Raw genomic sequence first — 25,710 nt, 5'->3', positions numbered from 1 at the left:
AGGCATCCTCTCCTAAAAACTTTTCAGGCTGATCTTCGGATCAGCCTTTTTTTTGTCCGCGAATCGGTCTAGGCAGGCGTCGCTGCTGCCGCGCCGATAAACATAATTGGAGCGGTGCCGCCGGTAAGACCGGCATGGCGAGGCGGGAGCACGGGGGATCGAGCCAGCCATTTCACGGCCGCTCTCCCCCGTCTGGTCTTTCCGATCGATCCTTTCCCTGCGATGGAACAGCAAGGTTCACAGCGGGTTCAAGCCCCACCTCCTATGCCCCCTTTTCCGAACAACCCGGAGATGATTGCATGAAGCGCATCCTCGCGCCTGTCGCCCTGTCCCTCGCCACCGCGCTGGTTGCGGTGCCGGCGGGCTATGCCCTTGCCCAGCAGGCGGCACCGTCCGACCTCAATCAGGTCAATGCCTATATCCGCGCCGTCACCACCCTGACCGCCGATTTCAGCCAGACCGACCGCAATGGACAGGTGCTGACCGGCAAGCTGACCCTGAAGCAGCCGGGCAAGATCCGCTTCCAATATGAAAAGGGCGTGCCGCTGCTGATCGTGGGCGATGGCAAGGCGCTGACCCTGATCGACTATGAAGTGCGCCAGGTGCAGCGCTGGCCGATCGGCAATTCGCCGCTGGCCGCGCTGATCGACCCGACCAAGGATCTGTCGAAATTCGGCACGGTCGTGCCCACCGGCGACCCGACGGTGCTGAGCGTGCAGGCAAAGGATCCCAAGCGGCCCGAATTCGGCACCATCACCATGATCTTCAAGCGCAAGCCTGCGTCGCCGGCCGGGCTGGAGCTGTATGGCTGGGTCGCGCTCGACGCGCAGAATAATCGCACGGCGGTGCGCCTGTCGAACCAGCAATATGGCGTGCCGGTTGCCGATTCCGCCTTCCGCTGGACCGATCCGCGTCCGCGCGGCCGTCCGAACGGCTAGGGCGGGCCACAGGAACGATGGGCTGAAAACTTTCTGCCATCGTTCATCTGCCGCTCATATCGGATCGCCTAGATAGAGATCACGGCGAGAGACGCAGACCGGGATTTCCCCCCTGTTACCCGGCACACCGCTCCCGTCGCAAAGCGCTTCAAGGGCGCGATCGAGACCCCCGTTCCACGCCCCCGGAGCGGGGGTCTTACTTTGTCCGGCGCTTGCGCGCGGGCGCGCGGCACCCTAGGTGCTTTTCATGGCCGATACCCTTTCGATTGCATCCTGGAACATCAACAGCGTCCGCGCCCGGATCGACATCGTCGAACGCTTCCTGACCGAAGAAGCGCCCGACATTCTCTGCCTGCAGGAAACCAAGGTGGTGAACGAGATCTTCCCCACCGACATGTTCAAGCGGCTGGGCTATGTCCATCAGGTGCTGAACGGCCAGCGCATGCATCATGGCGTTGCGATCATGAGCAAGGTGCCGATCCACGAGGATGACCGGTTCGATTGGCAGGCCAATGGCGAAGCCCGCCATGTCGGCATCCGTCTCGACAATGGCGTGCGGATCGAGAATGTCTATGTCCCCGCCGGCGGCGATGTCGCCGACCGCACGGTCAATCCCAAATTCGGCCAGAAGCTCGACTTTATCGAGCGGATGATCGAGTGGTCCGGCGCGCTCGACAACAAGCCGACGATCCTTACCGGCGACTTCAACATCGCGCCTTTGGAATGCGACGTCTGGAGCCACAAGCAGCTGCTCGACGTGGTCAGCCATACGCCGGTCGAATGCGAATTGCTGGGCCGGTTGCATGCGTCGAACGACTGGGTCGATATCGGCCGCCATTTCCACCCTGCCCCGGCGCGTCTCTACACCTGGTGGAGCTATCGCGCGAAGGATTGGGCGGCGTCGGATCGCGGCCGTCGCCTCGACCATATGTGGATGACCAGGGATGTCGCCGACAAGGCGGTCGCCCACCGTGTCGTCGAACCCGCGCGCAGCTGGGAAAAGCCGTCCGACCATATCCCGATCATCACCGAGTTCGCCTTCTGATGAACGGGCGGGATGCTGCCCGCGCCATCGATGCGCTGCGTCGCGGCTGGGCGATCCGCCTGACCGCGCCTGATGGCGCGATCCGGCTGATGGCGATCGAGGGCGCGGATGCGGTGACGCTGGCCGATTTCGATCCGCAGGGGCAGGCCGATATCCTGATTTCCGCCGCCCGCGCCGAAACGCTGAAGCTCGCCAACCAGCTGGCGGCGGCCGATCCCGATCTGCCGGTGCTGATCGAACGGGCACCGTGGATCGACGCGGATGTCGCGACCTCGATTTCCGATCCCGTGCTGGACCTCGCCTCGCCGCTCAAGGGGCCGTTCCGTGCGCGCGCGCTGCCGGCGCCGCAGGCGGCCAAGGCGGCGCTGCGCCTGGCCCGGCTGGCCGGTATCCTGCCCGCCTATTTCCTCACCGAAGGCGACGGCCCGGTCGAGGCGGAGGTCAGCGCCGATGATGTCGGCGATTATGACGATGCCATCCACCTCGCCATCGCCACCCGTGCTCGCCTGCCGGTATCGGCGAGCGAGAGCGCGGAGATCATCGCCTTCCGCAGCCCCGACGAGCCGCGCGAGCATGTCGCGTTGGTGGTCGGCAAGCGCGACGCATCGCCCCCGGTCATCCGCATCCACAGCGAATGCCTGACCGGTGACGTGTTCGGCAGCCTGAAATGCGATTGTGGCCCGCAGCTGCATCAGGCGCTGCATCAGATCGCCGACGCGCAATGGGGCGTGCTGCTCTATCTGCGCCAGGAGGGCCGGGGCATCGGCCTCGTCAACAAGCTGCGCGCCTATGCGTTGCAGGATCAGGGCTTCGATACGGTCGACGCCAATGTGCGGCTGGGCTTCGCGATCGACGCGCGCGATTTCTCGGTCGCGGCGCGGATGCTCGATCTGCTCGGCATTGGCGGCGTGCGGCTGCTTACCAACAATCCGCAGAAGGTTGCCGGGTTGCAGGCGGCGGGGATCGAAGTGGTCGAGCGGTTGCCGATCATCCTGCCGGCCAATCCGCATAATGAACGCTATCTCGCCACCAAGCGCGACCGGACCGGCCACCAGCTATGAGCGTCGTCCATGTCGATGCCGCCGCCGGGCGGCTGCGCTTCGGCGATCTCGACATGGCCTGCACCATCGGCCGCAGCGGCGCCTGCGCGGCTGCCGACAAGCGCGAAGGCGATGGTTGCACCCCCCTGGGCAATTGGCCGATCCGCGCGGTGCTGCTGCGCCCCGGCAAGGTCTCCGCCACCGGCATCGCCCTGCCCTGGCGCTGGACCCATGCGGGGGATGGCTGGTCGGACGATCCGGCCGATCCCGCCTATAACCGTCCCGTGCGCCTGCCCCGGCCCTTCTCGACCGAAAGCCTGCAGCGCAGCGATGACGCTTATGACGTGATCGTCATCCTGGGCCATAATGATGCGCCGCCGGTGCCGGGCATGGGCAGCGCCATCTTCTTCCATCTGTCCGAAGGACGCCCGACCGCCGGCTGCGTCGCGGTCGATCGCGACGACATGCTGCGCCTGTTACCTTTGCTGTCACCCGGCGACGTCATGACCATTGCCTGAGTAGCGATCAGGCGCGCTCCAGCGCCTCGCCCACTTCGCCGCCGGCCGCCTCCAGCAGCCGCCGTTCCAGCGTCTGCAACCGGGCCTTGCTCTCGATCTTCCCGCCCAAGAGGTCGGTGACGTAGAAGGTGTCGACCGCGCGCTCGCCATAGGTGGCGACATGGGCGCTGTGGACCGTGACCTTCGACTGGAACAGGGCATTGGCCAGGCTGAACAGCAGCGCCGGCCGATCGCGGGCATTGACCTCGATCACGGTGAAGCGGTTCGACGCCTTGTTGTCGATCAGCACATTGGGCTCGATGCGGAAGGCTTCGGCGCGGGTGCGGGGCAGCGGGCGCGCTTCCAGCTTGGTGATCATGCGGTGGCGGTTGGACAGGGAATCCTCGATCGCTGCCTTGATCCGCGCCAGCTGCTCGGGACTGTGGAAGGCACCGCCCAGCGGATCCTGCACCAGGAAATTGTCGATCGCGACGCCATCGCGCGTCGTATGGATGCGCGCGTCGATGATGTTGCCGCCAGCCAGATGGATGGCGCCGGCGATGCGGTAGAACAGGCCCGGATGGTCGGTTGCATAGACGGTGACCAAAGTCGCGCCGCGCTGGGGATAATATTGCGCGGCGATCGACAGCGAGGAGTCACCCGCTTCCAATATATGCCGCGCATTATGGACCAGGATATCGTCCGGTTCGGCGATCCAGTAGCTTTCGGGCATGCGGCCGCTGAAGGCGGCGAAGGTCGCCTCATCCATGCCCAGCGCCTGGCGCAGCGCCTCCTGCTTGGCGGCAACCCGCTCGCTGCGGCCCTTCTGCTTGTGGCCCAGGCGCAGCACTTCCTCGGCCGCGTCATAGAGGTCGCCCAGCAACTGCCGCTTCCAGCTGTTCCAGACGCCCGGCCCCACCGCACGGATATCGACCACGGTCAGGCACAGCAGCAGGCGCAGCCGCTCGGGGCTCTGCACCACTTCGACGAAATCGAGGATCGTCTTGTAGTCGGCCAGGTCGCGCTTGAAGGCGGTGGCTGACATCAGCAGGTGATAACGCACCAGCCAGGCGACGGTCTCGGTCTCGGCGGCGGTCAGGCCCAGGCGCGGGCAGAGATGCTCTGCCACTTCCGCGCCCAATATGCTGTGGTCGCCGCCGCGCCCCTTGGCGATGTCATGCAGCAGCACCGCGACATAGAGCACCCGGCGCGACAATATCTTGCCCATCAGCTCGGTCGCCAACGGATGGTCGGTGGCCAGTTCGCCCTTCTCGATCCGGGCCAGCAGGCCGACGGCGCGGATGGTATGCTCGTCCACCGTATAATGATGGTACATGTCGAACTGCATCTGCGCCACGACGCGGCGGAAATCGGGGATGAACCGGCCGAACACGGTGGACTCGTTCATCCAGCGCAGCACCGTTTCCGGGTCGCGCGGGCTGGTCAGCACATCCATGAAGGCGGCGTTGGCCCGTGCGTCCTTGCGCACCTTGGCGGTAATCAGGCCGGCGTCGCGGCTGGCCGCGCGCATCGCGCTCGGATGAATCTGCAGCCCATGCCTGTCGGCCACGGCGAAAATCTCGACCAGGCGGACCGGATCGGCCTGGAAGAAATCGTCGCTCGGCAGCGCCAGCCGCCCGCGATCCAGCACGAAGCCATCCAGCTTCTTGGGCCGGCGAAATATGGACGGAATATAGCGGCGTCCGCGCTCGGCCAGCTGGTCGTCCAGATGCGCCAGGAACACCGCGGTCAGGTCGCCGACCGCCTTTGCATTGAGGAAATAATAGCGCATGAAGCGCTCGACCCCGGATCGTCCGGCCCGCGCGGTGAAGTGCATCCGCGTCGCGGTTTCCAGCTGCAGGTCGAAGGTCAGCCGGTCTTCGGCCCGCCCCGTGATCATGTGCAGATGGCACCGCACCGCCCACAGGAAATCCTCGGCCTTCTGGAACTGGCGCAGCTCGCTCTGCGTCAACAGGCCGACATCCACCAGTTCGGCGACCGATTTCACCCGGTTCACATATTTGCCGATCCAGAACAGCGTGTGCAGGTCGCGCAGGCCGCCCTTGCCTTCCTTGACATTGGGCTCGACGACATAGCGGCTGTCGCCCATGCGGCGGTGGCGCTCGTCGCGTTCCTCCAGCTTCTCGGTGACGAAGGTGCGGGCGGTGCCCTGCATGATCTCGCTGTCGAAACGGACGGCGACTTCCTCGTAAAGTGCCCGGTCGCCCCACACATAGCGCGCTTCCAGCAGGGCGGTGCGCACGGTGAGGTCGGCCTTGGCCATCCGCATCGTCTCATCGATCGAACGACTGCTATGGCCGACCTTCAGCCCCAGATCCCACAGCGAATAGAGCATGGATTCGATGATCTGCTCGGTCCAGCCGGTCGGCTTCCAGGGGGTGATGAAGCCGATATCGACATCGCTGTGCGGCGCCATCTCGCCCCGGCCATAGCCGCCCACGGCGATCAGCACGATCCGCTCGCCGGTGCTGCGGTTGCCGGCGGGATAAAGATGATGGGTGGTGGCGTCGTAGAGCAGCCGCAAGATCTGGTCGATCAGGAAGGCGAAGGCCGTCACCGCCTCGCGCCCGCGCGTCGGCTTTGCCTCCAGCCGGCGCGCGACATCCTCGCGGCCATGCTCCAGGGCGGCCTTGAGTTCCTTGACGATCAGCCCGCGCAGCTTGATCGGATCGCCCCGGTGCTCCTGCGCCAGGGCGTTGATGCTGTCGGAAATCGCGCGCCGGTCAATGATCGCGCGGCGCGACCCCAGGCTGGGGAACTGCATGACCATGGCTCTCGTCTACTCGTGGTGACTGGCGGCGGCCAGTTGTTTCAAACGATATATGTGATCGAGTGCCTCACGCGGGGACAGGGCGTCGGCATCGATGCCATCCAGTGCGTCGCGCAGCGGATCGGCCACCTCTTCGGCCTGCGTCGCGACACTGGCGAACAGCGGCAGGTCGTCCAGCCCTGCGGCGATGCCGCCGGTCTTGGCCTTGCCTGCCTCCAGACGGCCCAGCACATCCTTGGCGCGCTTGAGCACCAGGGGCGGCAAGCCGGCAAGCCGCGCTACCGCCAGGCCATAGCTGCGATCGGCCGGCCCTTCGGCCAGTTCGTGCAGCAGCACCAGGTCGCCCTTCCATTCGCGCGCCCGCACATGGTGCAGCGACAGCGCATCAAGCGTTTCAGACAGGCGTGTCAGCTCATGATAATGGGTCGCGAACAGGCAGCGGCAGCGATTGACCTCATGCACCGCCTCGACCACTGCCCAGGCGAGCGCAAGGCCGTCATAGGTGGATGTGCCGCGCCCGACTTCGTCCAGGATGACGAAGCTATGCTCGGTCGCCTGCGCCAGGATCGCGGCGGTCTCGACCATCTCGACCATGAAGGTCGACCGGCCGCGCGCCAGATTGTCGGAGGCGCCGACGCGGCTGAACAGGCGGTCGACCAGGGTCAGCGTCGCCGATTCCGCCGGCACGAAGGCCCCGGCCTGGGCCAGGATGACGATCAGCGCATTCTGCCGCAGGAAGGTCGACTTACCGCCCATGTTCGGGCCGGTGACCAGCCACAGCCGGTCGGTCGCGACCAGCCGGCAATCATTGGCAACGAAGGGCTGGCCCTGCGCACGCAGCGCATCCTCGACCACCGGATGGCGCCCGCCGACAATGTCGAGGCAGGGGCCGACCCCGTCCTCGACCACGAAATGGGGCCGTTGCCAGCCGCCTTCGGCCGCCCGCTCGGCCAGCGCGGCGGCAACGTCGAGCCGCGCCAGCGCATCGGCGGCACGGGCGATGTCGGCCTTGCGGTCCAGCACCGCCTCGATCAGCGTTTCCAGATGGGCGGCCTCCGCCACCAGCGCATGGGCGCCGGCCTGCGCCACGCGGCCGGCCTGCTCATGCAGGTCGATCGAGTTGAAGCGCACCACCCCGGCCAGCGTCTGGCGATGGGTGAAGCCGCTTTCGGGCTGCATCAGCTGGTCGGCGGCGCGGGCCGGCACCTCGACATGATAGCCCAGCACGCCATTATGGCGGATCTTGAGTGCGCCGATCCCGGTCTGCTCGCGATATTGGGCCTCCAGCGCGGCGATCGCGCGGCGGCCGTCACCGGCCAGGCGGCGCAGTTCGTCCAGCGCCGGGTCGAAGCCGTCGGCGATATAGCCGCCATTATTGGTTTCGGTCGGCGGGCTGGGCACTAGCGCGCGCGCCAGCGCATCGACCAGCGCGCCATGCCCGTCGAGCGCCGGCAGCAACTGCGTCAGCAACAGTGGCTGATCGGCCAGCCGCCCCAGCCGCTCGCGCAGCAATCGCGCTTCGCCCAGGCCGTCGCGCAATTGGCCGAGGTCACGCGGGCTGCCCCGGCCGACGGCAACGCGGCCCAGCGCGCGGCCGATGTCGGGCAGCGCCCGCAGCGCCGCACGCAACTGACTGCGCAGCGTCGCGTCATCATGGAACAGCTGCACCAGGCCCAGCCGCGCGTCGATCAGCGGCGCATCCATCAGCGGCGCCGACAGGTCCTGTGCCAGCAGCCGGGCGCCGGCCCCGGTGACGGTCCGATCGACCGCGCCCAACAGGCTGCCCGCCCGCGTGCCGCCGGTGGTCGCGACGATTTCCAGGCTCTCGCGCGTCGCCGCGTCGATGGCGACATGGGCGCCGCTGGTCTTGCGCAGCGGCGGCGCCAGGAAGGGCAGCGTGCCCTTCCCCGCATGGTCGAGATAGGCAATCAGCCCGCCCATCGCCGCCAGTTCGGCGCGACTGAACTGGCCAAAGCCATCCAGCGTCGCGACCGCGAACAGGCGCTTGAGCGCGTCTTCCGCACGGGCGCTGGAAAAGGCAGCCTTGTCGAACGGATGGCTGTTGGCGACCTCCAGCGTCGACCCTTCGGCGATCACCACTTCGCTCGGCCGTAACCGGGCGAGTTCGGCGGGCAGGTCGCCAGCGCGCACGGTCATCGTCTCGAACCGGCCGGTCGAAATGTCGGCGGCGGCCAGGCCCAGCTCGCCTTCGCCGCCGGTCTGGGCCAGCGCCACCAGCATATTGTCGCGCCGGCTGTCGAGCAGGGTTTCCTCGGTCAGCGTGCCGGCGGTGACATAGCGGACGATGGTGCGTGCCACGAGCGCCTTGCCGCCCCGTGCCTTGGCCTCGGCCGGCGTCTCGGTCTGCTCGGCGATGGCGACGCGATGGCCGCCCTTGATCAGTCGGGCGAGATAGGATTCGGCACTATGCACCGGCACGCCGCACATCGGGATCGGCTGCCCGGCATGTTCGCCACGGCTGGTGAGCGCAATGTCGAGCGTCGCGGCCGCCATCTTGGCGTCGTCGAAGAAGAGTTCGAAGAAATCGCCCATGCGGTAGAAGAGCAGGCAATCCTGCGCCTCTGCCTTGAGGGTGAAATATTGTGCCATCATGGGGGTAGGCTGGGTGGTGGTGGAGGTCGAATTGGCCATGGGGCAAGCGGATAGCCTGATCGCTCCGCTGAAACCAGAGCTTCGCCAAAGGGCAGGAAAATTGCGCTTCTCGCACTTGCCCACAAGATAATCTTGCCGCTAGGGCGGCGCTATTGTTCCATTATGTGGGTATCGCGATGACCGAAAAGTCAAATGTGGAATTTTCCGAGCGCGAGGCGCTGTTCTTCCACGCGACCGGCCGCCCCGGCAAGATCGAGATCATTGCCTCCAAGCCGATGGCGACGCAGCGCGATCTCTCGCTCGCCTATTCGCCCGGCGTCGCGGTGCCGGTGCGCGCGATCGCCGAAGATCCGGCGACCGCCTATGATTATACCGCCAAGGGCAATCTGGTCGCGGTGATCTCCAATGGCACGGCCATCCTGGGCCTCGGCAATCTCGGCGCGCTGGCGTCCAAGCCGGTGATGGAGGGCAAGGCCGTCCTCTTCAAGCGCTTCGCCGACGTCGATTCCATCGATATCGAGCTGAAGACCGAGGATGTCGATCGCTTCATCGACGCGGTCGAACTGATGGAGCCGAGCTTCGGCGGCATCAATCTTGAGGATATCAAGGCGCCCGAATGCTTCGTCATCGAAACGACGCTCAAGGAACGGATGAACATTCCGGTTTTCCATGACGACCAGCATGGCACCGCGATCATCGCGGCGGCGGGCGTCATCAATGCCGCGCTGCTGACTGGTCGCGACATGAAGGACATGAAGGTGGTCGTGAACGGCGCGGGTGCCGCTTCCATTTCCTGCACCGAGCTGATCAAGGCGCTTGGTGTCCCCAATGAAAACGTCATCATGTGCGACAGCAAGGGCGTCATCTACCAGGGCCGCACCGAGGGCATGAACCAGTGGAAGTCGGCCCATGCGGTCAAGACCGACGCGCGGACCCTCACCGAAGCGGTCAAGGGCGCCGATGTGTTCCTCGGCCTCTCGGTCGCTGGCGCCATGTCGCAGGATATGGTGAAGTCGATGGCGGCCAATCCGATCATCTTCGCCATGGCCAATCCCGACCCGGAAATCCTGCCGCCTGACGCTCATGCCGTGCGTCCCGACGCGATCGTCGCCACCGGCCGGTCGGACTTCCCCAACCAGGTCAATAATGTCCTGGGCTTCCCCTTCATCTTCCGCGGCGCGCTCGACGTGCGGGCGACCGGCATCAACGAGGCGATGAAGCTGGCCGCCGCCAAGGCGATTGCAGACCTGGCGCGCGAACAGGTGCCCGAGGAAGTGGCAAAGGCCTATGGCCGTTCGCACAGCTTCGGCCCCGACTATATCATCCCCGCGCCGTTCGATCCGCGCCTGATGGAGGTGGTGCCGGCCGCCGTCGCCCAGGCGGCGATGGATACTGGCGTCGCACAGAAGCCGATCGCCGACATGGCTGCCTATCGCGATTCCCTGAAGGCGCGGCTCAATCCGACCACCTCGGTTCTCACCAGCGCCTATGAACTCGCCAAGGCCAATCCCAAGCGGGTCGTCTTTGCCGAGGCGGAAGAGGAAGTGGTGCTGCGCGCCGCGATCCAGTTCCGCGAACTGGGCTATGGCATCCCCGTGCTGGTCGGCCGCGACCATGTGCGCGACAAGCTCAAGGAACTGGGCGTCCGGGATCCCGACAGCTTCGAACTGCACAACAGCGTCAATTCGCCGCTGGTGCCCGAGATGGTCGATCTTCTCTATGCCCGGTTGCAGCGGCGCGGCTATCTGCGTCGCGACTGCGAGCGGATGGTCAATCGCGACCGCAACATCTTCGGATCGCTGCTGGTGAAGATGGGCGTGGCCGATGCGATGATTTCCGGCGTCACCCGGCCCTATGGTCAGACCCTGCGCGAGGTGAAGCGGGTGATGGACCCGGCGGCCGGCCGTACCCCCTTCGGCATCCATGTCATGGTGACCAAGGACAAGACCGTCTTCCTGGCCGACACCACCGTCCATGAACGGCCGTCTGCGTCCGAACTGGCCGACATTGCCGAGGGCACGGTCGCGGTTGCCCGCCGCATGGGCCATGACCCGCGCGTCGCCTTCCTGTCCTATTCCAATTTCGGCAATCCGCCCGGCGCCTTCCTCGACAATGTACGCGACGCGGTGAAGCTGCTCGACCAGCGCGACGTCGATTTCGAATATGAAGGCGAAATGACGCCGGACGCAGCGCTCAATCCGACCGTGATGAAGAACTACCCGTTCAGCCGTCTGTCCGGCCCGGCCAATGTGCTGGTCATGCCGGGGCTGCAGTCGGCCAACATCTCGGCCAAGCTGCTGCGTGAACTCGGTGGCACGTCGATGATCGGGCCAGTGCTGGTCGGCATGGAAAAGTCGGTGCAGATCGCGACCATGTCGTCCAATGCGTCCGAACTGCTGACGCTGGCCGTGCTGGCCGCAGGCGGTATCGCGCTCTGATGATCGTGGCGGGGCACCAGCCCCGCCCCTATCCGCTACGACCGGTTGGTTTCTGACCGGTTTCGCTTGCCTTGCGCCATCGTCTGCTGGAAGACCATGGCATGAACAGCGCAACCATGATTGACAGTGCCACCTTCCGCCGCGTCCTGGGCCATTATCCGACCGGCGTGTGCGTCGTCACCGCGTCCGCCGAGGATGGCGCCCCGGTCGGCATGGTGGTCGGCTCCTTCACCTCGGTGTCGCTCGATCCGCCGCTGGTCGCCTTCTTCCCGGCCAAAAGCTCGGGCAGCTGGCCGCGCATCCAGCAGATCGGCCGTTTCTGCGTCAATGTCCTTGCCAGCGATCAGCAGCCGCTCTGCCGCCAGCTGGCCGCACCTGGCCCCGACAAGTTCGCCGGCGTGTCGCACCGCGTATCCGACAATGGATCGCCCATCATCGACAATGTCGTCGCCTGGATCGATTGCAGCCTGCATGCCGTGCATGAGGCCGGCGATCATTATATCGTGCTGGGTGAGGTGGTTGCGCTGGAAGTGGAACGGCCCGACCGGCCATTGCTGTTCTTCCAGGGCAATTATGGCGAATTTTCTCTGCTCGCATGAGGAACAGGCGGCGCGACACCGTCTGATTGGACAAGAGGGCAAGAAAAAAGGGGTAAAGCTCGTTAAAAGTCCGTAATGATCCATACATGGGTCAGAAACATCACGGCTCCTTAACGTCTGCCGTCTATCATCGTCCCCATTCCGGATCGGACTGATCATGACTGCGCTGCTCATCACCATCGACACCGAATTGTCCGCAGCGCTGCACCAGCGCGGCGTCGGTCTTGAGCAGAATCTGCGCCAGTCGATCTGGGGTGATACGGCGGCCGGTGCTTTCGGCATCGGCTGGCAGATGGACCTGATGGACCGTCATGGCCTCAAGGGCGTCTTCTTCCTCGATCCCCTGCCGGCGTTGATCCACGGCCCCGCCTTTCTCCAGCCCATCGTCGCCGCCATCGTCGGGCGCGGGCATGAAGTGCAGCTCCATCTGCACAGCGAATGGCTGGCCTGGGTCAAAGATTCGCCAGTTGAAGGGCGACAGGGCCGCAATATCGGCGATTTCAGCCTGGCCGACCAGATCACCCTCCTCGGCCTTGGCCGCGACCTGCTGGAACAGGCGGGGGCCCCGCGGATCAGCGCGTTCCGGGCCGGCAATTTCGGCGCCAATGACGATACGCTGCGGGCGCTGGCGGTGATCGGCATCGGCTGGGACAGCAGCGTCAATCCGGCCTATCTCGGTCATGGGTGCGGCATCAGCATGGATGCCGGCCAGATCGGCGCGGTTCGCGCCCAGGGGCTGGTCGAACTCCCCGTGTCGGGGATCGCGGATCGCCCCGGCCATTTCCGCCCGGCGCAGATCTGCGCCATGTCGGCCGCCGAAATGCGCGCCGGCATGCGCCACGCCGCGCAGGAAGGTCATGATGCCTTCGTCATCGTCACCCATAGTTTCGAAATGCTCTCGCGCGACCGGATGCGCCCGAACCGCACGGTGATGCGCCGTTTCGAGCAATTATGCCGCACCGCAGCAGCGACGCCGGGCATGCGTCCTGCCGGCTTCCATGATCTGTCGCCCGCGCTCGCCGATGCCCCCGCGCGCGCGCTGACCCGCGTGCCGCCCAGCCGGCTGCGCACCGGCCTGCGTATCGCGCAACAGGCCTGGGCGACCTGGCGCTACGAACATCGGCTGGTGCCTGCGTGAGCCGCCTGCCCTGCGCGATCGTCATCGGCCTGGAAAATGCGATCAGCCTGACCATCGTCCGGGAACTCGGCCGTCATGGCGTGCCGGTCCATGGCGTCGGGCCGGCAAGCGGGATCGCGGCGGCATCGCGCTACTGCACGGACAGCACCGATCGGCCGTCAGGCCCGGCGGCCGATTGGCTGCCCGACCTGATCGCCCGGACCGGCGCCCGCGCCGTCTTCGCCATTTCGGAGACCGATCTGCTCGATCTGGCGCTGCTGCCGCCGATGATCGGCGATTGCCATATATTGGTTCCGCGCGCCGAAGCGCTCAACCAGGTGATCGACAAGCGTCGTACCCTGGCGGCCGCGGCGGCGCAGGGGCTGTTGATACCGCGAACCTGGCAGCCGATGGCGGGCGACGATTTCCAGGCCCATGCCGCATCCATGCCCTATCCGCTGGTCGCCAAATGGGCCAACCCGCCGGCGGTTATGCCGCTGCTTGAGCGGGCCGGGCTGGAATGGATCAAGGCGGAATATGTGCGGACGCCGGATGCGTTGCAGGCGCTGCTTGCCCGCTATCGTCCGGTCGGTATCTGGCCGATGATCCAGCAATATTGCAGCGGTGTTGGTCTGGGACAGATGCTGTTCATGGCCGATGGCGATGCGACCCTGCATTTCCAGCATCGCCGCCTGCACGAATGGCCGCCCGAAGGGGGCGTATCGACCCTGTGCCGTGCCGAACCGCGCGACCGCCATGGGCAACAAATGGCATTGTCCGAACAATTGCTGCGGGGGCTCGGCTGGCAGGGGCCGGCCATGGTCGAATATCGCTATGATGCAGGCAGCGATCATTATTGGCTGATGGAGGTGAACGGCCGTTTCTGGGGCAGCCTGCCGCTGGCCGGCCATTGCCATGCCCATTTCGCCTGGGAAGCCTATCGCCGGGCGGTGCTGGGTGAAACGGATGCGGCGCCCCTGCCCCGTGATACGCTGCGCGCCCGCTACATGGTGCCGGAAACCAAGCGCCTGCTGCGATTGCTGATGGGCGGAAAGATCGCCGATCCCTTCTTCCGGGCCAGCCCATGGCGCGACCTTGCCACCTATCTGCTGGGCTTCCTCGACCCGCGCATGCGCTATTATGTCTTCAGCTTCAGCGATCCCCGGCCGCTGCTGCGCGATCTGGGGCAGATCGTCAGGAAGGCGTTGCGCCGGGATAAGTCCTGACCAGCGCCGTCACCGCCTGCTCGATCCGCTGCAGGCAATAGGCCATGTAGCGATCGTCCAGGCCATAGGGATCGTGCAGATGCGGCATCATCGGCTGTGTCCATGTGCCAAGCAACTGACGTGGTAGGTGCGACAGGCGCGGATCGGCAGCCAGCCGATGCAGTTGCCGCACTTCCATCGCCAGCAGCAGGTCGCCCGGCTGCGGCTGATAGTCGGTCCTGTCGAGCGCCTTGTGGGCGGACAGGTCATGGCCCAGGGCCTGCGCCGCTGCGATTGCCGGATCATGCGCCGGTCGCCCGGTGGTGGTCGACAGGCCGAAGGAGGCCGTGCGGGCGCCGGCCTTGCCGGCCACCACATCGGCAAAGGCGCTGCGACAGATATTGCCCTGGCAGACGAAGACCAGCCGACGCACCTCGGCCGGGTCTGGACGCAGCGTGGCCGATTGCCCCAGCGCGAGCTGCGGATAGGACAGGGCCAGGCGCACCAGACCGCGAAATGTGCCGAACCGCGCGTTGATCATGCGACGGTGCCGATGGGGAGCAGGGAATCCATTGAAAGGGCCTTAGCCCAAACAGGTTGCGATTTCCCTCCCCCTGTGGCTAGCCGCAAAGATGCGATCAACAAAGGACAGTCCGCAGGGAAGCGATTCCACCATTGCCGATGTCGCCGCTGCGGTGGGCGTCTCGATCCGAACGGTATCACGGGTTCTCAACCAGTCGCCCAAGGTCAATGCGGAAACCCGCGAGCGCGTCCAGAAGGCGATTGCAGCGCTCAACTTCCGTCCTTCCATGCGCGCCCGCGCCTTCGCCATGGGCCGCTCCTTCCTGATCGGCATGGTCCATAATGATCGCAACGCGTTGGTGCTCGACGCCGTGCAGCGCGGCATAGTCGGCGAAGCGGGCCGGCGCGGTTATGAACTGGTGGTCCATCCCACGCCGATGGATGCCGCCGCCTCGGTCGAGGATGTGCTGCAATTCGTCCGTCGCTCACGCACCGATGGTCTGGTGGTGCTGCCGCCGGTATCGGGCATTGCCGGCCTGCCCGAAGCGCTGGCGCGCGAGCATATCCCCGCCGTTGCCCTGTCGGCCCTGCCGATCACCGGCTATGCCGATGTGATCCTGTCGCCCGAGCGCGAGGCGGCCGCGCAGGTGGCGCGCTATCTCCTCGATCTTGGCCATCGCCGCATCGCGATGGTCGGCGGCCCGGCCAATGCCATTTCCGCGCAGGAGCGCCGGGCTGGCTTTGTCGAGGCGCTGGCCGCCGCCGGTGTCACTTTGCTGGACGAGGCGGAGGGCGATTATGGCTTCCAGTCGGGCCTTGCCGCCGCCGAGCGCTTCCTGTCGCTGCCGACCACGCCCACGGCGATCTTCGCCGCCAATGACGTCATGGCTGCCGGCGTCCTCAAATGCGCCGGAATCAAGGGCATTGCCGTTCCGCAGTCGCTGTCCGTCGTCGGCTTCGACGGCAGCCTGTTGTCGCATGTCGTGTCGCCGGCGCTCACCACCATCTGGCGCCCCTTTGGCGACATGGCGCGGATCGCGACCCAGCAGCTGATCGACCGGATCGAGGGGCAGGCCGTGACCGCCGAACTGCCCCCGCCGCTGCGCCTGGTGGAGGCGGAATCGAGCGGTCCCGCCCCCGCCTGACCGATCAGAGCCGATAGGCGCGGCGCACCAGGCCCACGGTCAGTTCCTGCGCCAGCTCGGCCGCTTCCCAGTCGGCCAGCCGATGTTCGGCGACCAGTCGTGCCAGGAAGGCGCAGTCGATGCGGCGGGCGACATCATGCCGCGCCGGGATCGACAGGAAAGCGCGGGTGTCGTCGTTGAACCCGACCGTATTGTAGAAGCCGGCGGTCTCCGTCGTCATCTCGCGGAAGCGGCGCATCCCTTCCGGGCTGTCATGGAACCACCAGGCCGGGCCCAGCCGCAGGCAGGGATAATGGCCGGCCAGCGGCGCCAGTTCGCGGGCATAGGTGGTCTCGTCCAGGGTGAAGAGAATGATGGTCAGATTGGCGTCGTTGCCGACCACGTCCAGCATCGGCTTGAGGGCACCGACATAGTCGGTGCGCATCGGGATGTCGGCGCCCTTGTCGCGACCATGGCTGTGGAACAGCGCCGCATTATGGTTGCGGCAGGAACCGGGATGGATCTGCATCACCATGCCGTCCGCCTGGCTCATCTTGGCCATTTCGGTCAGCATCTGGGCGCGGAACAGCTCGGCATCGTCGGCATCGGCCGAGCCGCCGACGATCTTCGCGAACAGCGCCTCGCATTCCATCGTCGACAGATTGGCGGTGCGCGGCGTCGCAAAGCCATGATCGGTCGCGGTTGCACCCATGGCGCGGAAATCGGCGCGGCGCTTGGCATGGGCGGCCAGATAGCCTTGCCAGCTTTCGACATCCTCGCCGGTCATGTCGCCGAAGCGGACCAGCGCGCCCCGAAATTCCTCATGCTCGGGGTCGATCACCGAATCCGGGCGATAGGTGGTGACCACCCGCCCCTGCCAACCGGATTCCCGGATCGCCTGATGATGGCGCAGATCGTCGTCCGCGCCTTCGGTCGTCGCCAGCAATTCGATATTGAACCGCTCGAACAGCGCGCGCGGGCGGAAGGCGTCGGTGGCGAGCGCCGCGTTGATCGCATCATAGACCTGGTCGGCGCTCTGTGCGTCCAGCGCCACGTCCAGCCCGAACACTTCGGCAAAGACATGGTCCAGCCACATGCTCGACGGAGTGCCCCGGAACAGATGATAATGGCTGGCGAACAGGCGCCATGCCGCGCGCGGATCGGTATCGGGCAGGCCGCCGCGATGCGGCACGCCCAGATCGTCCAGCGCGATGCCCTGCGAATAGAGCATGCGGAACAGATAATGGTCGGGCGCCAGCAGCAGTTCGGTCGCGTTGGACCAGGGGGCATTGGTGGCGAACCAGGCCGGGTCGGTATGGCCATGCGGGCTGATGATCGGCAGGTTGGCGACCTCGGCATAGAGCGCGCGGGCGATCGAACGGGTCGTGGGATCGGCGGGGAACAGGCGGTCGGGCGACAGGGTAAGCGGATGCATGGCGATCTCCTTGTCCGCCGGTTACCGCCTTGTGCCAACGCTGGCAATGGCCTATTCCAAACCCATGTCGATCCTTGCCGAAACCGCCCCGCTGCTGGCCCTTCAGGTCGCACCCGAAGATGATGTCGCCGTTGCGCTGCACCCGCTGAAGGCTGGGCAGACGGTGCGGGTCGGCAAGGTCGATGTGCCGTTGCGCGATCCGGTTCCGGCCGGGCACAAGTTTGCGCTCCACGATATTGCGGCCGGGGCGCCGGTCCGCCGCTATCGCGCGCCGATCGGTTTGGCGACGCAGGCGATCCTGGCTGGCGAGCATGTCCACAGCCATAATCTCCACACCGCGCTTTCGGGCGAACTGGCCTATCGCTTCACCGGTGCGCAGCCGCAGCCGCTATCCTCGACGGACCGACCCGTCCCGCATTTCCGCGGCTATGTCCGCGCCGACGGCAGCGTCGGCACGCGCAACGAGATATGGATTCTCCCGACCGTGGGCTGTGTCGGCCGGCTGGGCGAGCGACTGGCGATGAAGGGGGCGGCGCTGGCGGAGGGGCGTATCGATGGCGTCCATGCCTTCAATCACCCCTTTGGTTGCTCGCAACTCGGCGCGGATCTCGACGGCACGGCCGCGATTCTCGCCTCTCTGGCGCTCAATCCCAATGCCGGCGGGGTGTTGCTGCTTGGACTGGGCTGCGAATCCAACCAGCTAGATGCGCTGCTGTCGCGCATTCCGCCCGATCGGCGCGCCCGGCTGCGCACCGTCCGCGCGCAGAGCGAAAGCGACGAGTTCGAGGCTGGCATGACGGCGCTTGCTGAACTGATCGATCTCGCCAGCGCGGATCAGCGGCAGGATGTGCCGCTTTCGGCGTTGCGTCTGGGGGTCAAATGCGGTGGCTCCGATGCGATGAGCGGCCTCACCGCCAATCCGCTGATCGGTCGGATGGCCGATGCCGTGGCCCAGGCACAGGGCAGCGCGATCCTGACCGAAATCCCGGAGATTTTCGGCGCGGAGACGCTGTTGATGCAGCGCGCCGAGAATGAGGCGGTGTTCGATCGGCTGACGCAGGCGGTCAACCGCTTCAAACGCTATTTCCTCGACCATGGCGAGCCGGTGTCGGAAAATCCCAGTCCCGGCAATATTGCCGGCGGCATCACCACGCTGGAGGAAAAATCGCTGGGCGCGGTGCAGAAGGGCGGGATCGCCATCGTGACCGACGTCATCGACTATGGCGACCGGATCAGCCGCACCGGCCTCACCATATTGGAAGGCCCCGGCAATGATGCCGTGTCGACGACAGCGCTGGCGGCGGCTGGCGCAACCCTGACCTTGTTCTCGACCGGTCGCGGCACGCCACTTGGCAGTCCGGTACCGACGGTCAAGATCGCGTCGAACAGCGCGCTGGCCGATCGCAAGCCGGGCTGGATCGATTTCGACGCCGGACGCGTCCTGCAGGAAGGGATGGATGCCGCGGCCGATGCGCTGCTGGCGCATATCGTCGCGATTGCCAGCGGGGCGCCGGCCCGGAACGAGGTGAATGACGAACGCGCCATCGGCATCTGGAAGCGCGGCGTAACCCTTTAGTTTTTCGCCCAAGGATCAATGGGCGTTGGGGCGATCCGTCCGTGCGGGACCGGAGGACGCCGGCAGAATAAGCCCGGTGCCGCGCCATCAGGCGGGCACCGGGCCAGTTCCTCAGCCGTTCAGCTTGTCCTTGACCGCCTTGGCGGGGGTGAAGGTCAGCTTCTTGGCGGCAGCGATCTGGATGGTCGCACCGGTCGAAGGGTTGCGGCCTTCGCGGGCGGGCGTGTCCTTGACCTTGAACTTGCCGAAGCCGTTGAGCGAAACTTCTTCGCCCTTCGCGGCAGCATCGGCGATCGCGGCGAACACGCCATCGACCAGCTTGCGAGCATCGGCCTTGGTGATGTTGTTGGCCGAAGCCAGGCTGTCGGCGAGGTCGCTGTTGTTCATGGAATAGACTTTCCTTTGTTGTTGGCGCGCATTGCATAGCTGGCACGAAAGCCAAGGTCCATCGCCCCCAAGCGTCCGATTGCGCTTAAAAGTGCGGTTAATGGGGCGTTTTCGACGCTTTGTGCATGCGACGATGCCAACCGGCCGGTCAAAGGCCGATATTGCGGCCTGAGCGGCCGGATCATTATCAAGGGAAAGGTGGCGGAGACGGAGGGATTCGAACCCTCGGTAGCCCCTTAAGGCTACGACGGTTTAGCAAACCGCTGGTTTCAGCCACTCACCCACGTCTCCGCACGAATTTGCCTACCGGAAACCGGGAGGCAGTGGCTAGGCGACGGGCTATAGCGACGGCTTTGATCCATGGCAACGGTCCAAATGTGCGATTTTTCATGCGGATTTGCACAATCGGATTCAATCTGGCTTAGAATCGACTCCGGTGGGCGTTCGTTCATTGTCGTTTCAGCTTGGCGACGGATAATCTGACGGATGTTTTCAAGAGCGGGCTTCGGGGAGTATCGGGTAATGATCGGCAGCATGGGGCGCACGGGCGCCCGCTTCGCACGGGTGGGTGCCCTGATGGCGGCACTCGGCGGGCTTCTGCTGGCGCCGGTCGCCAGCGCGCAGATTCGCACGGTCGATCCCAACACGGCGATCGATTCCGATCTTGCGCCGCCGCCGGTCCAGAACAGCACGCCGACCGATCCCGGTGTCGATTCCAGCCTGCCGCCGCCAGCGACTTCGACCGATTCCGGCACCTATAATGCCGCGCCCGCTGCCGGCGGGGCGACCGCCACCGGCGCACCGGTCACCTCCAATTCGCCGCCAGCCGCGATGGCGCCGGGCGAATCCTATCAGGAAGATGATCTGATCGGCGCGGCCGAAGGCGTGTTCGGCAAGGGGGCCGAGGGCCTGGCCGGCATTATCGAGAAGATCCTCAAGGATCAGGGCCAGCCCAATGCCTATATTTCCGGGCGCGAGGCGTCGGGCGCCTTCGTGGTCGGCCTGCGCTATGGTTCGGGCACGCTCAACCACAAGATCGAGGGCAAGCGCGAAGTCTATTGGACCGGCCCGTCGATCGGCTTCGACGTCGGTGGCAATGCCGCCAACACCTTCGTCCTGGTCTATAATCTCTATGACAGCCAGGATCTCTACCATCGCTTCCCGGCCGCCGAAGGCACCGCCTATCTGGTCGGTGGCTTCACCGCCAGCTATCTGCGCTGGGGCAGCGTGGTGCTGATCCCGATCCGCCTGGGCGTCGGTTATCGCCTCGGCGTCAATGCGGGCTATATGAAGTTCAGCGAAAAGCGGACCTGGCTGCCCTTCTGACGGTCATAGCAGGGAGAGCTGGGCGCCCGCGTCGCCGCTCTCCCCCACTTCCCCCTCGCCTTCCAGATTATGGATGCCCAGGCCCAGCAGCCGGGCCCCCATGCGCAGCGGCAATTGCGCCTTCAGCAGCGTACAGCCAGCGTCCACCAATTGTTCGACCGATCGAACCGGCGCGGCAAAGCTGCGTGACCGGGTGATGATGCGGAAATCGGCGAACTTCACCTTCAGCACAACGGTCCGGCCATAGGCCTGCGCCTTCTCGATCCGGGCCCACAGGCTTTCCGCTATCCGCTCGATCTCGCGCAGCAAGGCCTCCTCGGCGACAAGATCCTCGAAGAAGGTGTCCTCGACGCTGACCGACTTGCGCTCCTGCCGTTCATGCACTGGCCGATCGTCCTCACCCCGCGCGGCGCGATAATAAAAGAGCGCGCTGCTGCCGAAATGAGTCTGGAGGAAGGACAGGTCGCGATCGCGCAGGTCGGCGCCGGTCTCGATCCCCAATTTGTGCATCCGTTCGGCGGTGACCGGGCCGATGCCGTGAATCCGCCGCACCGGCATGCGCGCCATGAAGTCGGCGCCTTCCGCCGGCCGCACCACGCACAGCCCGTCGGGCTTGTTCTGGTCCGACGCCAGCTTGGCGATCAGCTTGTTGTAGGAAACGCCGGCTGATGCGGTGAGGCCTGTTTCCTCCTGGATCAGCCGCCGGATTTCCTGCGCCACCTGCGTCGCCGACGCGATGCCCGGCTTGTTCTGCGTCACATCCAGATAGGCCTCGTCGAGCGAGAGCGGCTGGATCATGTCGGTAAAGCGCGCAAAGATCGCGCGGATCTGGGCAGATACGCTGCGATAGACTTCGAACCGCGGCTTCACGAACAGCAGCTCGGGGCATAATCGCCGCGCTCTTGCACCCGGCATCGCCGATCGCACGCCGAACTTGCGCGCTTCATAGCTGCAGGTGGCGACGACGCCGCGCGGACCGCCACCACCCACGGCGATCGCCTTGCCGCGCAGACTCGGGTCGTCACGCTGTTCGACCGACGCATAAAAGGCGTCCATGTCGATATGGATGATCTTGCGCAGCGCGGGCGGCGGGGCGTCCATGGCCGGCCTTATGCCACCATGGGAACGAAAGGGAAACAGTCGGGCGTGTCAGCCCTTCTTCTTGCCCTTTTCATCCTTGGCCATGGCCAGCAGCGCGGCAAAGGGGCTGGCCTGATCCTCGGTCAGCACACCGGCCTCGCGCAGATAGCTGTCGGCCTCCGGCGCGCGCGGATAGGGTTCCATCGCCAGCGCGACCGTCTCGGCCACCGCTTCGCCCATGTCGATAACATTGCCGTCATAGCCGATCGTGTCGCAATCCTCCGCGTCCAGCTCCAGCTCCTCGCCCTCGGGCAGGTCGCCGCTCTCGGGCACGAAGCGCAGCAGGAAATCGGTATCGATGGTTTCGGGCACCGGCAGGCCGGTGGCGACGCAGGGCTGGGCCAGGGCGGCGCGGACCCGGCCGCGTGCCAGGATCGTGCTGCCCTCCGCGCTCAGCCGATAATCCGCCTCCAGCCGGTCGAGCGCCAGCAGCGCAAAACGGCGCATCAGCGCGGCGCGCTCGCCCTCATCGGCGCTGATGGTCACCAGGCTGTCACCCAGCTTGCCCAGCTGGTCGGCGCGCACGGGGCGCGAAAATTCGATCATGTCGCTCATCCAAGGTCTCCAGCCAGCAAGGCGTCGCGGGTCAGGCAGGCCAGCCGTGTCCAGCGCGCGCGCAGCGCGCCCTCGACATGGGCCAGGGCGTCCGTCGACGGGGCGTCACCGCGATACAGGTTTCGGCGCAGCGCATCCTCCAGATCGCCCTCCCCCGTCAAGGCCGCACGATAGGCCGCCAGTCGCCCGCCCAGCGCGCTCATCATCCGGCCGATATGCTTGCCGACGACAACATCACCAATCCCTTCCTGGCGCAACTGGCCGTCCATGTCGTCGACGAACAGCTCGGTCAGCCACACGCTGTCCTGCGCCGCGCCCAGCGCCTCCAGTCGCATCAGCACTTGCGCCAATATCGCGACGATCATGTCGAACCGGCCGTCCAGCGTATCGGGCACACCGCCCTGCAGATACCAGTGTGGCTGCCGTCCCTCGGCCACCACCGCATGATAAAGCGGCATCAGGCCGGCCTTGGGATCATCGCGGCCCAGCAGGCGCTGGAGGAAGGAAGGACGGGATTGGGACATGGGTTGCCGTCTTTTCGTGATGGAATGTGGGCCAGCGGGCTTCGCGGGCGCGTGCGCCCCTTGCCGGGGCCTGCGCATTTCCATATTGATCGCTGGGCCGCCCGATGCAATGGCGGCTTTCTGTTTCTTGGGTTCGCGGGCCCGTCCCCGCAGGAGAAGACCATGCGCAAGTTTAGCCGCCAGTCCCGCCGCGGGCGTTTCCTGCTGGCTCTGGGCCTCGGCGCGATCGTGATCAGCGCATCGGGCTGTACCCGCATCCGCACGCATCAGGGCTATCAGGTCGACAAGCTGCTGGTGGACTCCGTCCAGCCCGGCATCGACAATCGTGCCTCGGTCGAAGGCACGCTGGGCCGTCCCAGCTTCGTCGCCCAGTTTGGCGAACAGGACTGGTATTATGTGTCGCGCGACATGCGCTCGCTCGCCTTCTCCAATCCCAAGCCGGTGTCGCAGACGGTTCTGCATGTCCGGTTCGACCCGGCGGGCAACGTCGTCGCCGTCGATCGCATGGGCCTGGAGCAGGTCGCGCACATCTCGCCGACCGGCGACAAGACCCCGACGCTGGGCCGCCATCGCAGCCTGTTCGACGAGATTTTCGGCAATATCGGTGCCGTGGGGGCCATGGGTGCCGGCTCGGCCGGTGGCGCCGGTCCGGGCGGCGGCCCGAACGGCAGCTGAGGCTGGCCGCACTGCGAAGACATTGGCGCCGTCCTGTCCATCATGGACCGGGCGGCGTTTTTGTTCGGGCGGGATGAGCTGGCCATCGGATCGACAGCGGTTCGACCTGCGACAGACAAAAAAACCGCCGTTTCCGGCGGTTTTTGCTTCCTTCCTCACCGAAGGAAAATGGTGCCAGAAGAGGAGCGTAGCAGGTCGAGGAAGCAGGGTCCGCCTGCGAGTTCGAGTTTTCTCCTGCCTTTTCAACGCCACTCGATGTGAGTGCCAGAAGAACACTCGCATCATCACGCCCCTGACCGCCTGCGACATGCTCGATGAGCGAAGCCGGCGAGCCTGTGATATGATCTGGCTGGGTCATGTGCGGAGGCTCCGGGATCGTGGTTGAGCATGGCGGACGATGCGATGATGATGGGGCCGACGAGCCGTGCCCGATCTGCCGGGGCGATGAACTCGACCCGGATTCTCTCGCGATGATCGAGCAGGCTGCGGCTCAGCCGGGTCGAGTGATGACCGCCGAAGAAGCGATCGAGTGGCTGCGAACCCTGTAATCAGGCGGCGAACGCCATCTGTTTCTTCAACCGATGGACGGTGCCAACGCCGACGCGCAGCTTCTTCGCCGTCGCGTTGATGCTGACACCGCGGGCGAGCGAGCGCCTGATCTGCTCGGCCTTGTCGGGATCGAGAGGCGGACGGCCTCCCTTCCTGGCGCTGCGCGCCAGCCCGGCTTTCACCCGTTCAGAGATCATCGCTCGCTCGAACTCGGCGAACACGCCCAGCATGCCGAACATGGCCTTGCCACTCGGCGTCGAGGTGTCGAGCGCCTGCACATGCAGGTAGAGATCGACGCCACGGGCATCGAGATCGCCCAGCATGGTGATCAGGTGCTGCAACGATCGCCCGAGGCGACAGACCGACCACGCCGCCACCATGTCGCATTCACGTCGAGCAATGGCCTTGAGCAGCGCGTCGAGGCCGGGACGCTTCTCGCGTCCGCGTGCGCCGGAGATGCCTTCATCGGTGAAGTGGGCGACGACCGTCCAGCCCATGCGCTCTGCCATCATGTGCAGATCGCGGAGCTGATTCTCAGTGGTCTGCTTCCCGTCGTTCGTCGAGACACGGGTGTAAATCGCTACGCGCTTGGTCATTCCAGAAAGACTCGCTCCAGTTCTGGAATGCGTCAAGCAGTTCTAATAGTTCGATTATTTCGCGCATCCATGAGAGCGTCGAGCCTTCACTCGACAGGAGGCATCATGGCACGCACGGCGATCCGGGATCAGCGCAACTTCATCATTGGCTATATCGAGGACACCTCGAACGGGGATCAGCGCGCGCTCGACATCGGCTACCGCATCGTCGGCTATTATGACGCGGCCAGCGACAGGACGAAGGACACCGGCTTCCGCATCGTCGGGATGGGCAACCAGTTGGTGGGGCTCATCGAGCGGGCGCGATGATGGTCAGGCCGCGTCGGCCTGCTCGAAGTGATCCCATGAGAGCATGAGGCGGTCGCCCTTGATCTTGGGCAGCGCCTTCCGGTCGATGAGCTTCCCCCTGACCTCGAAGTCGGCGCTGATCTTCACGATCAGCACCTTGCTGAAGTTGCGCTTGAGATTGAGGGCGACGACATCGTTGGTCTTGAAGGGCGTGATGGTCTTCACCTCGACGAAGTCGTTGCCGATCTTCCCATCCGATCCCTGCGCATAGTTGCGGTGCAGCTTCAGCCCGTGGATGATCGCGCCATAGAGTTCACCAAGGTCGCCGTAGACCTGTAGGTGCCGCCCGGTCAGTTCGTGGTAATCCTGCGCCGTGGCAAGCAGGCTTTGGAAGATCGGCACCAGATCGGCTTCGAGGTCCGGGAAGCGGGCTTCGAACTCTAACCGTTCGAGGTGAGAGTTGATCTCGGTCCAAGTGATCCACTCGCCATCGTCATAGATGGCATTGTCGTCATTCCACATGCCTGACAGGTGCTCCCGTTCCTCGTCTCCATCTTTACCGCCTCGGCGTTAACACCTCTTTCCCGAATCAACTGATTTACGAAATGGAAAAAACGGCCCCCCCGGATCGACGGAAATCCGACTGTTTTGACGGTCAGATTCGGCGATGCTTTTGGAATGCCCCGGCTGACACCGCGTAGCCGGGTATCAGGGGCGATTTTCACGAAAG

At 65.4% G+C, this 25,710-nt stretch carries 25 protein-coding genes and 1 tRNA gene; 14 read left to right on the top strand and 12 right to left on the bottom strand.

Features of this window, described 5'->3' with window-relative positions:
* Positions 1-299: 299 nt before the first annotated feature.
* From AC13EK_RS04660 to AC13EK_RS04645, 4 genes are all read left to right on the top strand, one after another.
* Entirely contained in the window at positions 300-938 is a 639-nt protein-coding gene (locus AC13EK_RS04660; protein WP_004209221.1) for a LolA family protein, read from the top strand.
* A 247-nt stretch (positions 939-1,185) separates the two neighbouring features.
* Entirely contained in the window at positions 1,186-1,983 is a 798-nt protein-coding gene (gene xth / locus AC13EK_RS04655) for an exodeoxyribonuclease III (RefSeq protein ID WP_483022064.1), read from the top strand.
* Complete coding sequence (gene ribA, locus AC13EK_RS04650; protein ID WP_048938000.1) at positions 1,983-3,044, top strand: GTP cyclohydrolase II; 1,062 nt, start codon at positions 1,983-1,985, stop codon at positions 3,042-3,044. Before xth ends, ribA begins: the two co-directional genes overlap by 1 nt.
* A complete protein-coding gene (locus AC13EK_RS04645; protein WP_069338966.1) occupies positions 3,041-3,541 on the top strand; it encodes a L,D-transpeptidase family protein in 501 nt (166 codons plus the stop codon). Before ribA ends, AC13EK_RS04645 begins: the two co-directional genes overlap by 4 nt.
* A 7-nt stretch (positions 3,542-3,548) precedes the next feature.
* On the opposite strand, the gene AC13EK_RS04640 is transcribed toward AC13EK_RS04645, so the two are convergent.
* Positions 3,549-6,311: a [protein-PII] uridylyltransferase gene (locus AC13EK_RS04640; protein WP_037490690.1), complete on the bottom strand. Its 2,763-nt coding sequence runs from the start codon at positions 6,309-6,311 to the stop codon at positions 3,549-3,551.
* Positions 6,312-6,320: 9 nt separating this feature from the next.
* Positions 6,321-8,963 carry a DNA mismatch repair protein MutS gene (gene mutS / locus AC13EK_RS04635; RefSeq protein ID WP_069338967.1) on the bottom strand — a complete coding sequence of 881 codons (2,643 nt, stop codon included), beginning with the start codon at positions 8,961-8,963 and terminating at the stop codon, positions 6,321-6,323.
* Positions 8,964-9,100: 137 nt separating this feature from the next.
* Between mutS and AC13EK_RS04630 the strand changes: the two genes are divergently transcribed.
* The 4 genes from AC13EK_RS04630 to AC13EK_RS04615 all read left to right on the top strand — a co-directional run bounded on the left by AC13EK_RS04630 (position 9,101) and on the right by AC13EK_RS04615 (position 14,304).
* Positions 9,101-11,362: an NADP-dependent malic enzyme gene (locus AC13EK_RS04630; RefSeq protein ID WP_010335805.1), complete on the top strand. Its 2,262-nt coding sequence runs from the start codon at positions 9,101-9,103 to the stop codon at positions 11,360-11,362.
* Between the two features lie 101 nt (positions 11,363-11,463).
* Positions 11,464-11,961, top strand: coding sequence for a flavin reductase family protein (locus AC13EK_RS04625; protein ID WP_004209228.1), 498 nt, complete (start codon positions 11,464-11,466; stop codon positions 11,959-11,961).
* 157 nt (positions 11,962-12,118) lie between these two features.
* Positions 12,119-13,099 carry a polysaccharide deacetylase family protein gene (locus AC13EK_RS04620; RefSeq protein ID WP_069338968.1) on the top strand — a complete coding sequence of 327 codons (981 nt, stop codon included), beginning with the start codon at positions 12,119-12,121 and terminating at the stop codon, positions 13,097-13,099.
* Positions 13,096-14,304, top strand: coding sequence for a carboxylate--amine ligase (locus AC13EK_RS04615; RefSeq protein WP_069338969.1), 1,209 nt, complete (start codon positions 13,096-13,098; stop codon positions 14,302-14,304). The genes AC13EK_RS04620 and AC13EK_RS04615 overlap by 4 nt, the downstream gene beginning before the upstream one ends.
* Here AC13EK_RS04615 and AC13EK_RS04610 read toward each other — a convergent pair.
* On the bottom strand, positions 14,273-14,824 hold the full coding sequence (locus tag AC13EK_RS04610) for an arsenate reductase/protein-tyrosine-phosphatase family protein (RefSeq protein WP_069338970.1): 552 nt from the start codon (positions 14,822-14,824) through the stop codon (positions 14,273-14,275). The two genes, AC13EK_RS04615 and AC13EK_RS04610, sit on opposite strands and share 32 nt — an antisense overlap.
* Before the next feature lie 91 nt (positions 14,825-14,915).
* Here AC13EK_RS04610 and AC13EK_RS04605 point away from each other — a divergent pair, with 91 nt between their 5' ends.
* Complete coding sequence (locus AC13EK_RS04605) at positions 14,916-15,950, top strand: LacI family DNA-binding transcriptional regulator (protein WP_069338971.1); 1,035 nt, start codon at positions 14,916-14,918, stop codon at positions 15,948-15,950.
* Positions 15,951-15,954: 4 nt separating this feature from the next.
* On the opposite strand, the gene uxaC is transcribed toward AC13EK_RS04605, so the two are convergent.
* A complete protein-coding gene (uxaC, locus tag AC13EK_RS04600; RefSeq protein ID WP_069338972.1) occupies positions 15,955-17,364 on the bottom strand; it encodes a glucuronate isomerase in 1,410 nt (469 codons plus the stop codon).
* Between the two features lie 46 nt (positions 17,365-17,410).
* Here uxaC and AC13EK_RS04595 point away from each other — a divergent pair, with 46 nt between their 5' ends.
* Positions 17,411-18,940, top strand: a complete 1,530-nt coding sequence (locus tag AC13EK_RS04595; RefSeq protein ID WP_081331853.1) for a UxaA family hydrolase — start codon at positions 17,411-17,413, stop codon at positions 18,938-18,940.
* Positions 18,941-19,051: 111 nt separating this feature from the next.
* Here the strand turns inward: AC13EK_RS04595 and AC13EK_RS04590 are convergent, their stop codons facing one another.
* Together AC13EK_RS04590 and AC13EK_RS04585 are read right to left on the bottom strand one after the other, a co-directional pair.
* Positions 19,052-19,327: an HU family DNA-binding protein gene (locus tag AC13EK_RS04590; protein WP_017499409.1), complete on the bottom strand. Its 276-nt coding sequence runs from the start codon at positions 19,325-19,327 to the stop codon at positions 19,052-19,054.
* A 199-nt stretch (positions 19,328-19,526) separates the two neighbouring features.
* Positions 19,527-19,618: transfer RNA gene (locus AC13EK_RS04585), tRNA-Ser, on the bottom strand.
* Between the two features lie 231 nt (positions 19,619-19,849).
* Between AC13EK_RS04585 and AC13EK_RS04580 the strand changes: the two genes are divergently transcribed.
* Entirely contained in the window at positions 19,850-20,653 is an 804-nt protein-coding gene (locus AC13EK_RS04580) for a DUF1134 domain-containing protein (RefSeq protein WP_010335812.1), read from the top strand.
* Positions 20,654-20,656: 3 nt separating this feature from the next.
* On the opposite strand, the gene dinB is transcribed toward AC13EK_RS04580, so the two are convergent.
* From dinB to AC13EK_RS04565, 3 genes are read right to left on the bottom strand one after another with little or no spacing between them, the layout of a single operon-like run.
* Entirely contained in the window at positions 20,657-21,754 is a 1,098-nt protein-coding gene (gene dinB / locus AC13EK_RS04575; RefSeq protein WP_069338973.1) for a DNA polymerase IV, read from the bottom strand.
* Between the two features lie 48 nt (positions 21,755-21,802).
* Entirely contained in the window at positions 21,803-22,348 is a 546-nt protein-coding gene (locus AC13EK_RS04570) for a YceD family protein (RefSeq protein WP_004209271.1), read from the bottom strand.
* Positions 22,345-22,872 (bottom strand): ubiquinol-cytochrome C chaperone family protein, encoded by a 528-nt coding sequence (locus AC13EK_RS04565; RefSeq protein WP_010335815.1) that lies wholly within the window; start codon positions 22,870-22,872, stop codon positions 22,345-22,347. The genes AC13EK_RS04570 and AC13EK_RS04565 overlap by 4 nt, the downstream gene beginning before the upstream one ends.
* A 162-nt stretch (positions 22,873-23,034) precedes the next feature.
* Between AC13EK_RS04565 and AC13EK_RS04560 the strand changes: the two genes are divergently transcribed.
* A complete protein-coding gene (locus tag AC13EK_RS04560; RefSeq protein WP_004209273.1) occupies positions 23,035-23,547 on the top strand; it encodes an outer membrane protein assembly factor BamE in 513 nt (170 codons plus the stop codon).
* Between the two features lie 40 nt (positions 23,548-23,587).
* On the opposite strand, the gene AC13EK_RS04555 is transcribed toward AC13EK_RS04560, so the two are convergent.
* Positions 23,588-23,905: a hypothetical protein gene (locus AC13EK_RS04555; RefSeq protein WP_483022063.1), complete on the bottom strand. Its 318-nt coding sequence runs from the start codon at positions 23,903-23,905 to the stop codon at positions 23,588-23,590.
* A 19-nt stretch (positions 23,906-23,924) separates the two neighbouring features.
* On the opposite strand from AC13EK_RS04555, the gene AC13EK_RS04550 reads away from it, so the two are divergent.
* Positions 23,925-24,095 (top strand): hypothetical protein, encoded by a 171-nt coding sequence (locus AC13EK_RS04550; protein ID WP_483022062.1) that lies wholly within the window; start codon positions 23,925-23,927, stop codon positions 24,093-24,095.
* On the opposite strand, the gene AC13EK_RS04545 is transcribed toward AC13EK_RS04550, so the two are convergent.
* Positions 24,096-24,692: a recombinase family protein gene (locus AC13EK_RS04545; protein WP_483022061.1), complete on the bottom strand. Its 597-nt coding sequence runs from the start codon at positions 24,690-24,692 to the stop codon at positions 24,096-24,098.
* Positions 24,693-24,797: 105 nt separating this feature from the next.
* On the opposite strand from AC13EK_RS04545, the gene AC13EK_RS04540 reads away from it, so the two are divergent.
* Positions 24,798-25,001 (top strand): hypothetical protein, encoded by a 204-nt coding sequence (locus tag AC13EK_RS04540; RefSeq protein WP_483022060.1) that lies wholly within the window; start codon positions 24,798-24,800, stop codon positions 24,999-25,001.
* Positions 25,002-25,004: 3 nt separating this feature from the next.
* Here the strand turns inward: AC13EK_RS04540 and AC13EK_RS04535 are convergent, their stop codons facing one another.
* Complete coding sequence (locus AC13EK_RS04535) at positions 25,005-25,502, bottom strand: hypothetical protein (RefSeq protein WP_483022059.1); 498 nt, start codon at positions 25,500-25,502, stop codon at positions 25,005-25,007.
* Positions 25,503-25,710: the final 208 nt, after the last annotated feature.

It is taken from the genome of Sphingobium sp. L-44, from assembly GCF_056859495.1.
This window is presented reverse-complemented; position numbering and strand designations above follow the sequence as displayed.

Bases quoted from the DNA above. Each gene is read 5' to 3' on its own strand.
- ribA (WP_048938000.1), top strand. From the start codon at position 1,983: ATGAACGGGCGGGATGCTGCCCGCGCCATCGATGCGCTGCGTCGCGGC.
- AC13EK_RS04545 (WP_483022061.1), bottom strand. From the start codon at position 24,692: ATGACCAAGCGCGTAGCGATTTACACCCGTGTCTCGACGAACGACGGG.
- AC13EK_RS04560 (WP_004209273.1), top strand. From the start codon at position 23,035: ATGCGCAAGTTTAGCCGCCAGTCCCGCCGCGGGCGTTTCCTGCTGGCT.
- AC13EK_RS04535 (WP_483022059.1), bottom strand. From the start codon at position 25,502: ATGTGGAATGACGACAATGCCATCTATGACGATGGCGAGTGGATCACT.
- AC13EK_RS04605 (WP_069338971.1), top strand. From the start codon at position 14,916: ATGCGATCAACAAAGGACAGTCCGCAGGGAAGCGATTCCACCATTGCC.
- xth (WP_483022064.1), top strand. From the start codon at position 1,186: ATGGCCGATACCCTTTCGATTGCATCCTGGAACATCAACAGCGTCCGC.
- dinB (WP_069338973.1), bottom strand. From the start codon at position 21,754: ATGGACGCCCCGCCGCCCGCGCTGCGCAAGATCATCCATATCGACATG.
- AC13EK_RS04620 (WP_069338968.1), top strand. From the start codon at position 12,119: ATGACTGCGCTGCTCATCACCATCGACACCGAATTGTCCGCAGCGCTG.
- AC13EK_RS04555 (WP_483022063.1), bottom strand. From the start codon at position 23,905: ATGACCCAGCCAGATCATATCACAGGCTCGCCGGCTTCGCTCATCGAG.
- AC13EK_RS04625 (WP_004209228.1), top strand. From the start codon at position 11,464: ATGAACAGCGCAACCATGATTGACAGTGCCACCTTCCGCCGCGTCCTG.
- AC13EK_RS04595 (WP_081331853.1), top strand. From the start codon at position 17,411: ATGGCCTATTCCAAACCCATGTCGATCCTTGCCGAAACCGCCCCGCTG.
- uxaC (WP_069338972.1), bottom strand. From the start codon at position 17,364: ATGCATCCGCTTACCCTGTCGCCCGACCGCCTGTTCCCCGCCGATCCC.
- AC13EK_RS04660 (WP_004209221.1), top strand. From the start codon at position 300: ATGAAGCGCATCCTCGCGCCTGTCGCCCTGTCCCTCGCCACCGCGCTG.
- AC13EK_RS04590 (WP_017499409.1), bottom strand. From the start codon at position 19,327: ATGAACAACAGCGACCTCGCCGACAGCCTGGCTTCGGCCAACAACATC.
- AC13EK_RS04630 (WP_010335805.1), top strand. From the start codon at position 9,101: ATGACCGAAAAGTCAAATGTGGAATTTTCCGAGCGCGAGGCGCTGTTC.
- mutS (WP_069338967.1), bottom strand. From the start codon at position 8,963: ATGGCCAATTCGACCTCCACCACCACCCAGCCTACCCCCATGATGGCA.
- AC13EK_RS04540 (WP_483022060.1), top strand. From the start codon at position 24,798: ATGGCACGCACGGCGATCCGGGATCAGCGCAACTTCATCATTGGCTAT.
- AC13EK_RS04640 (WP_037490690.1), bottom strand. From the start codon at position 6,311: ATGGTCATGCAGTTCCCCAGCCTGGGGTCGCGCCGCGCGATCATTGAC.
- AC13EK_RS04565 (WP_010335815.1), bottom strand. From the start codon at position 22,872: ATGTCCCAATCCCGTCCTTCCTTCCTCCAGCGCCTGCTGGGCCGCGAT.
- AC13EK_RS04645 (WP_069338966.1), top strand. From the start codon at position 3,041: ATGAGCGTCGTCCATGTCGATGCCGCCGCCGGGCGGCTGCGCTTCGGC.
- AC13EK_RS04610 (WP_069338970.1), bottom strand. From the start codon at position 14,824: ATGATCAACGCGCGGTTCGGCACATTTCGCGGTCTGGTGCGCCTGGCC.
- AC13EK_RS04570 (WP_004209271.1), bottom strand. From the start codon at position 22,348: ATGAGCGACATGATCGAATTTTCGCGCCCCGTGCGCGCCGACCAGCTG.
- AC13EK_RS04580 (WP_010335812.1), top strand. From the start codon at position 19,850: ATGATCGGCAGCATGGGGCGCACGGGCGCCCGCTTCGCACGGGTGGGT.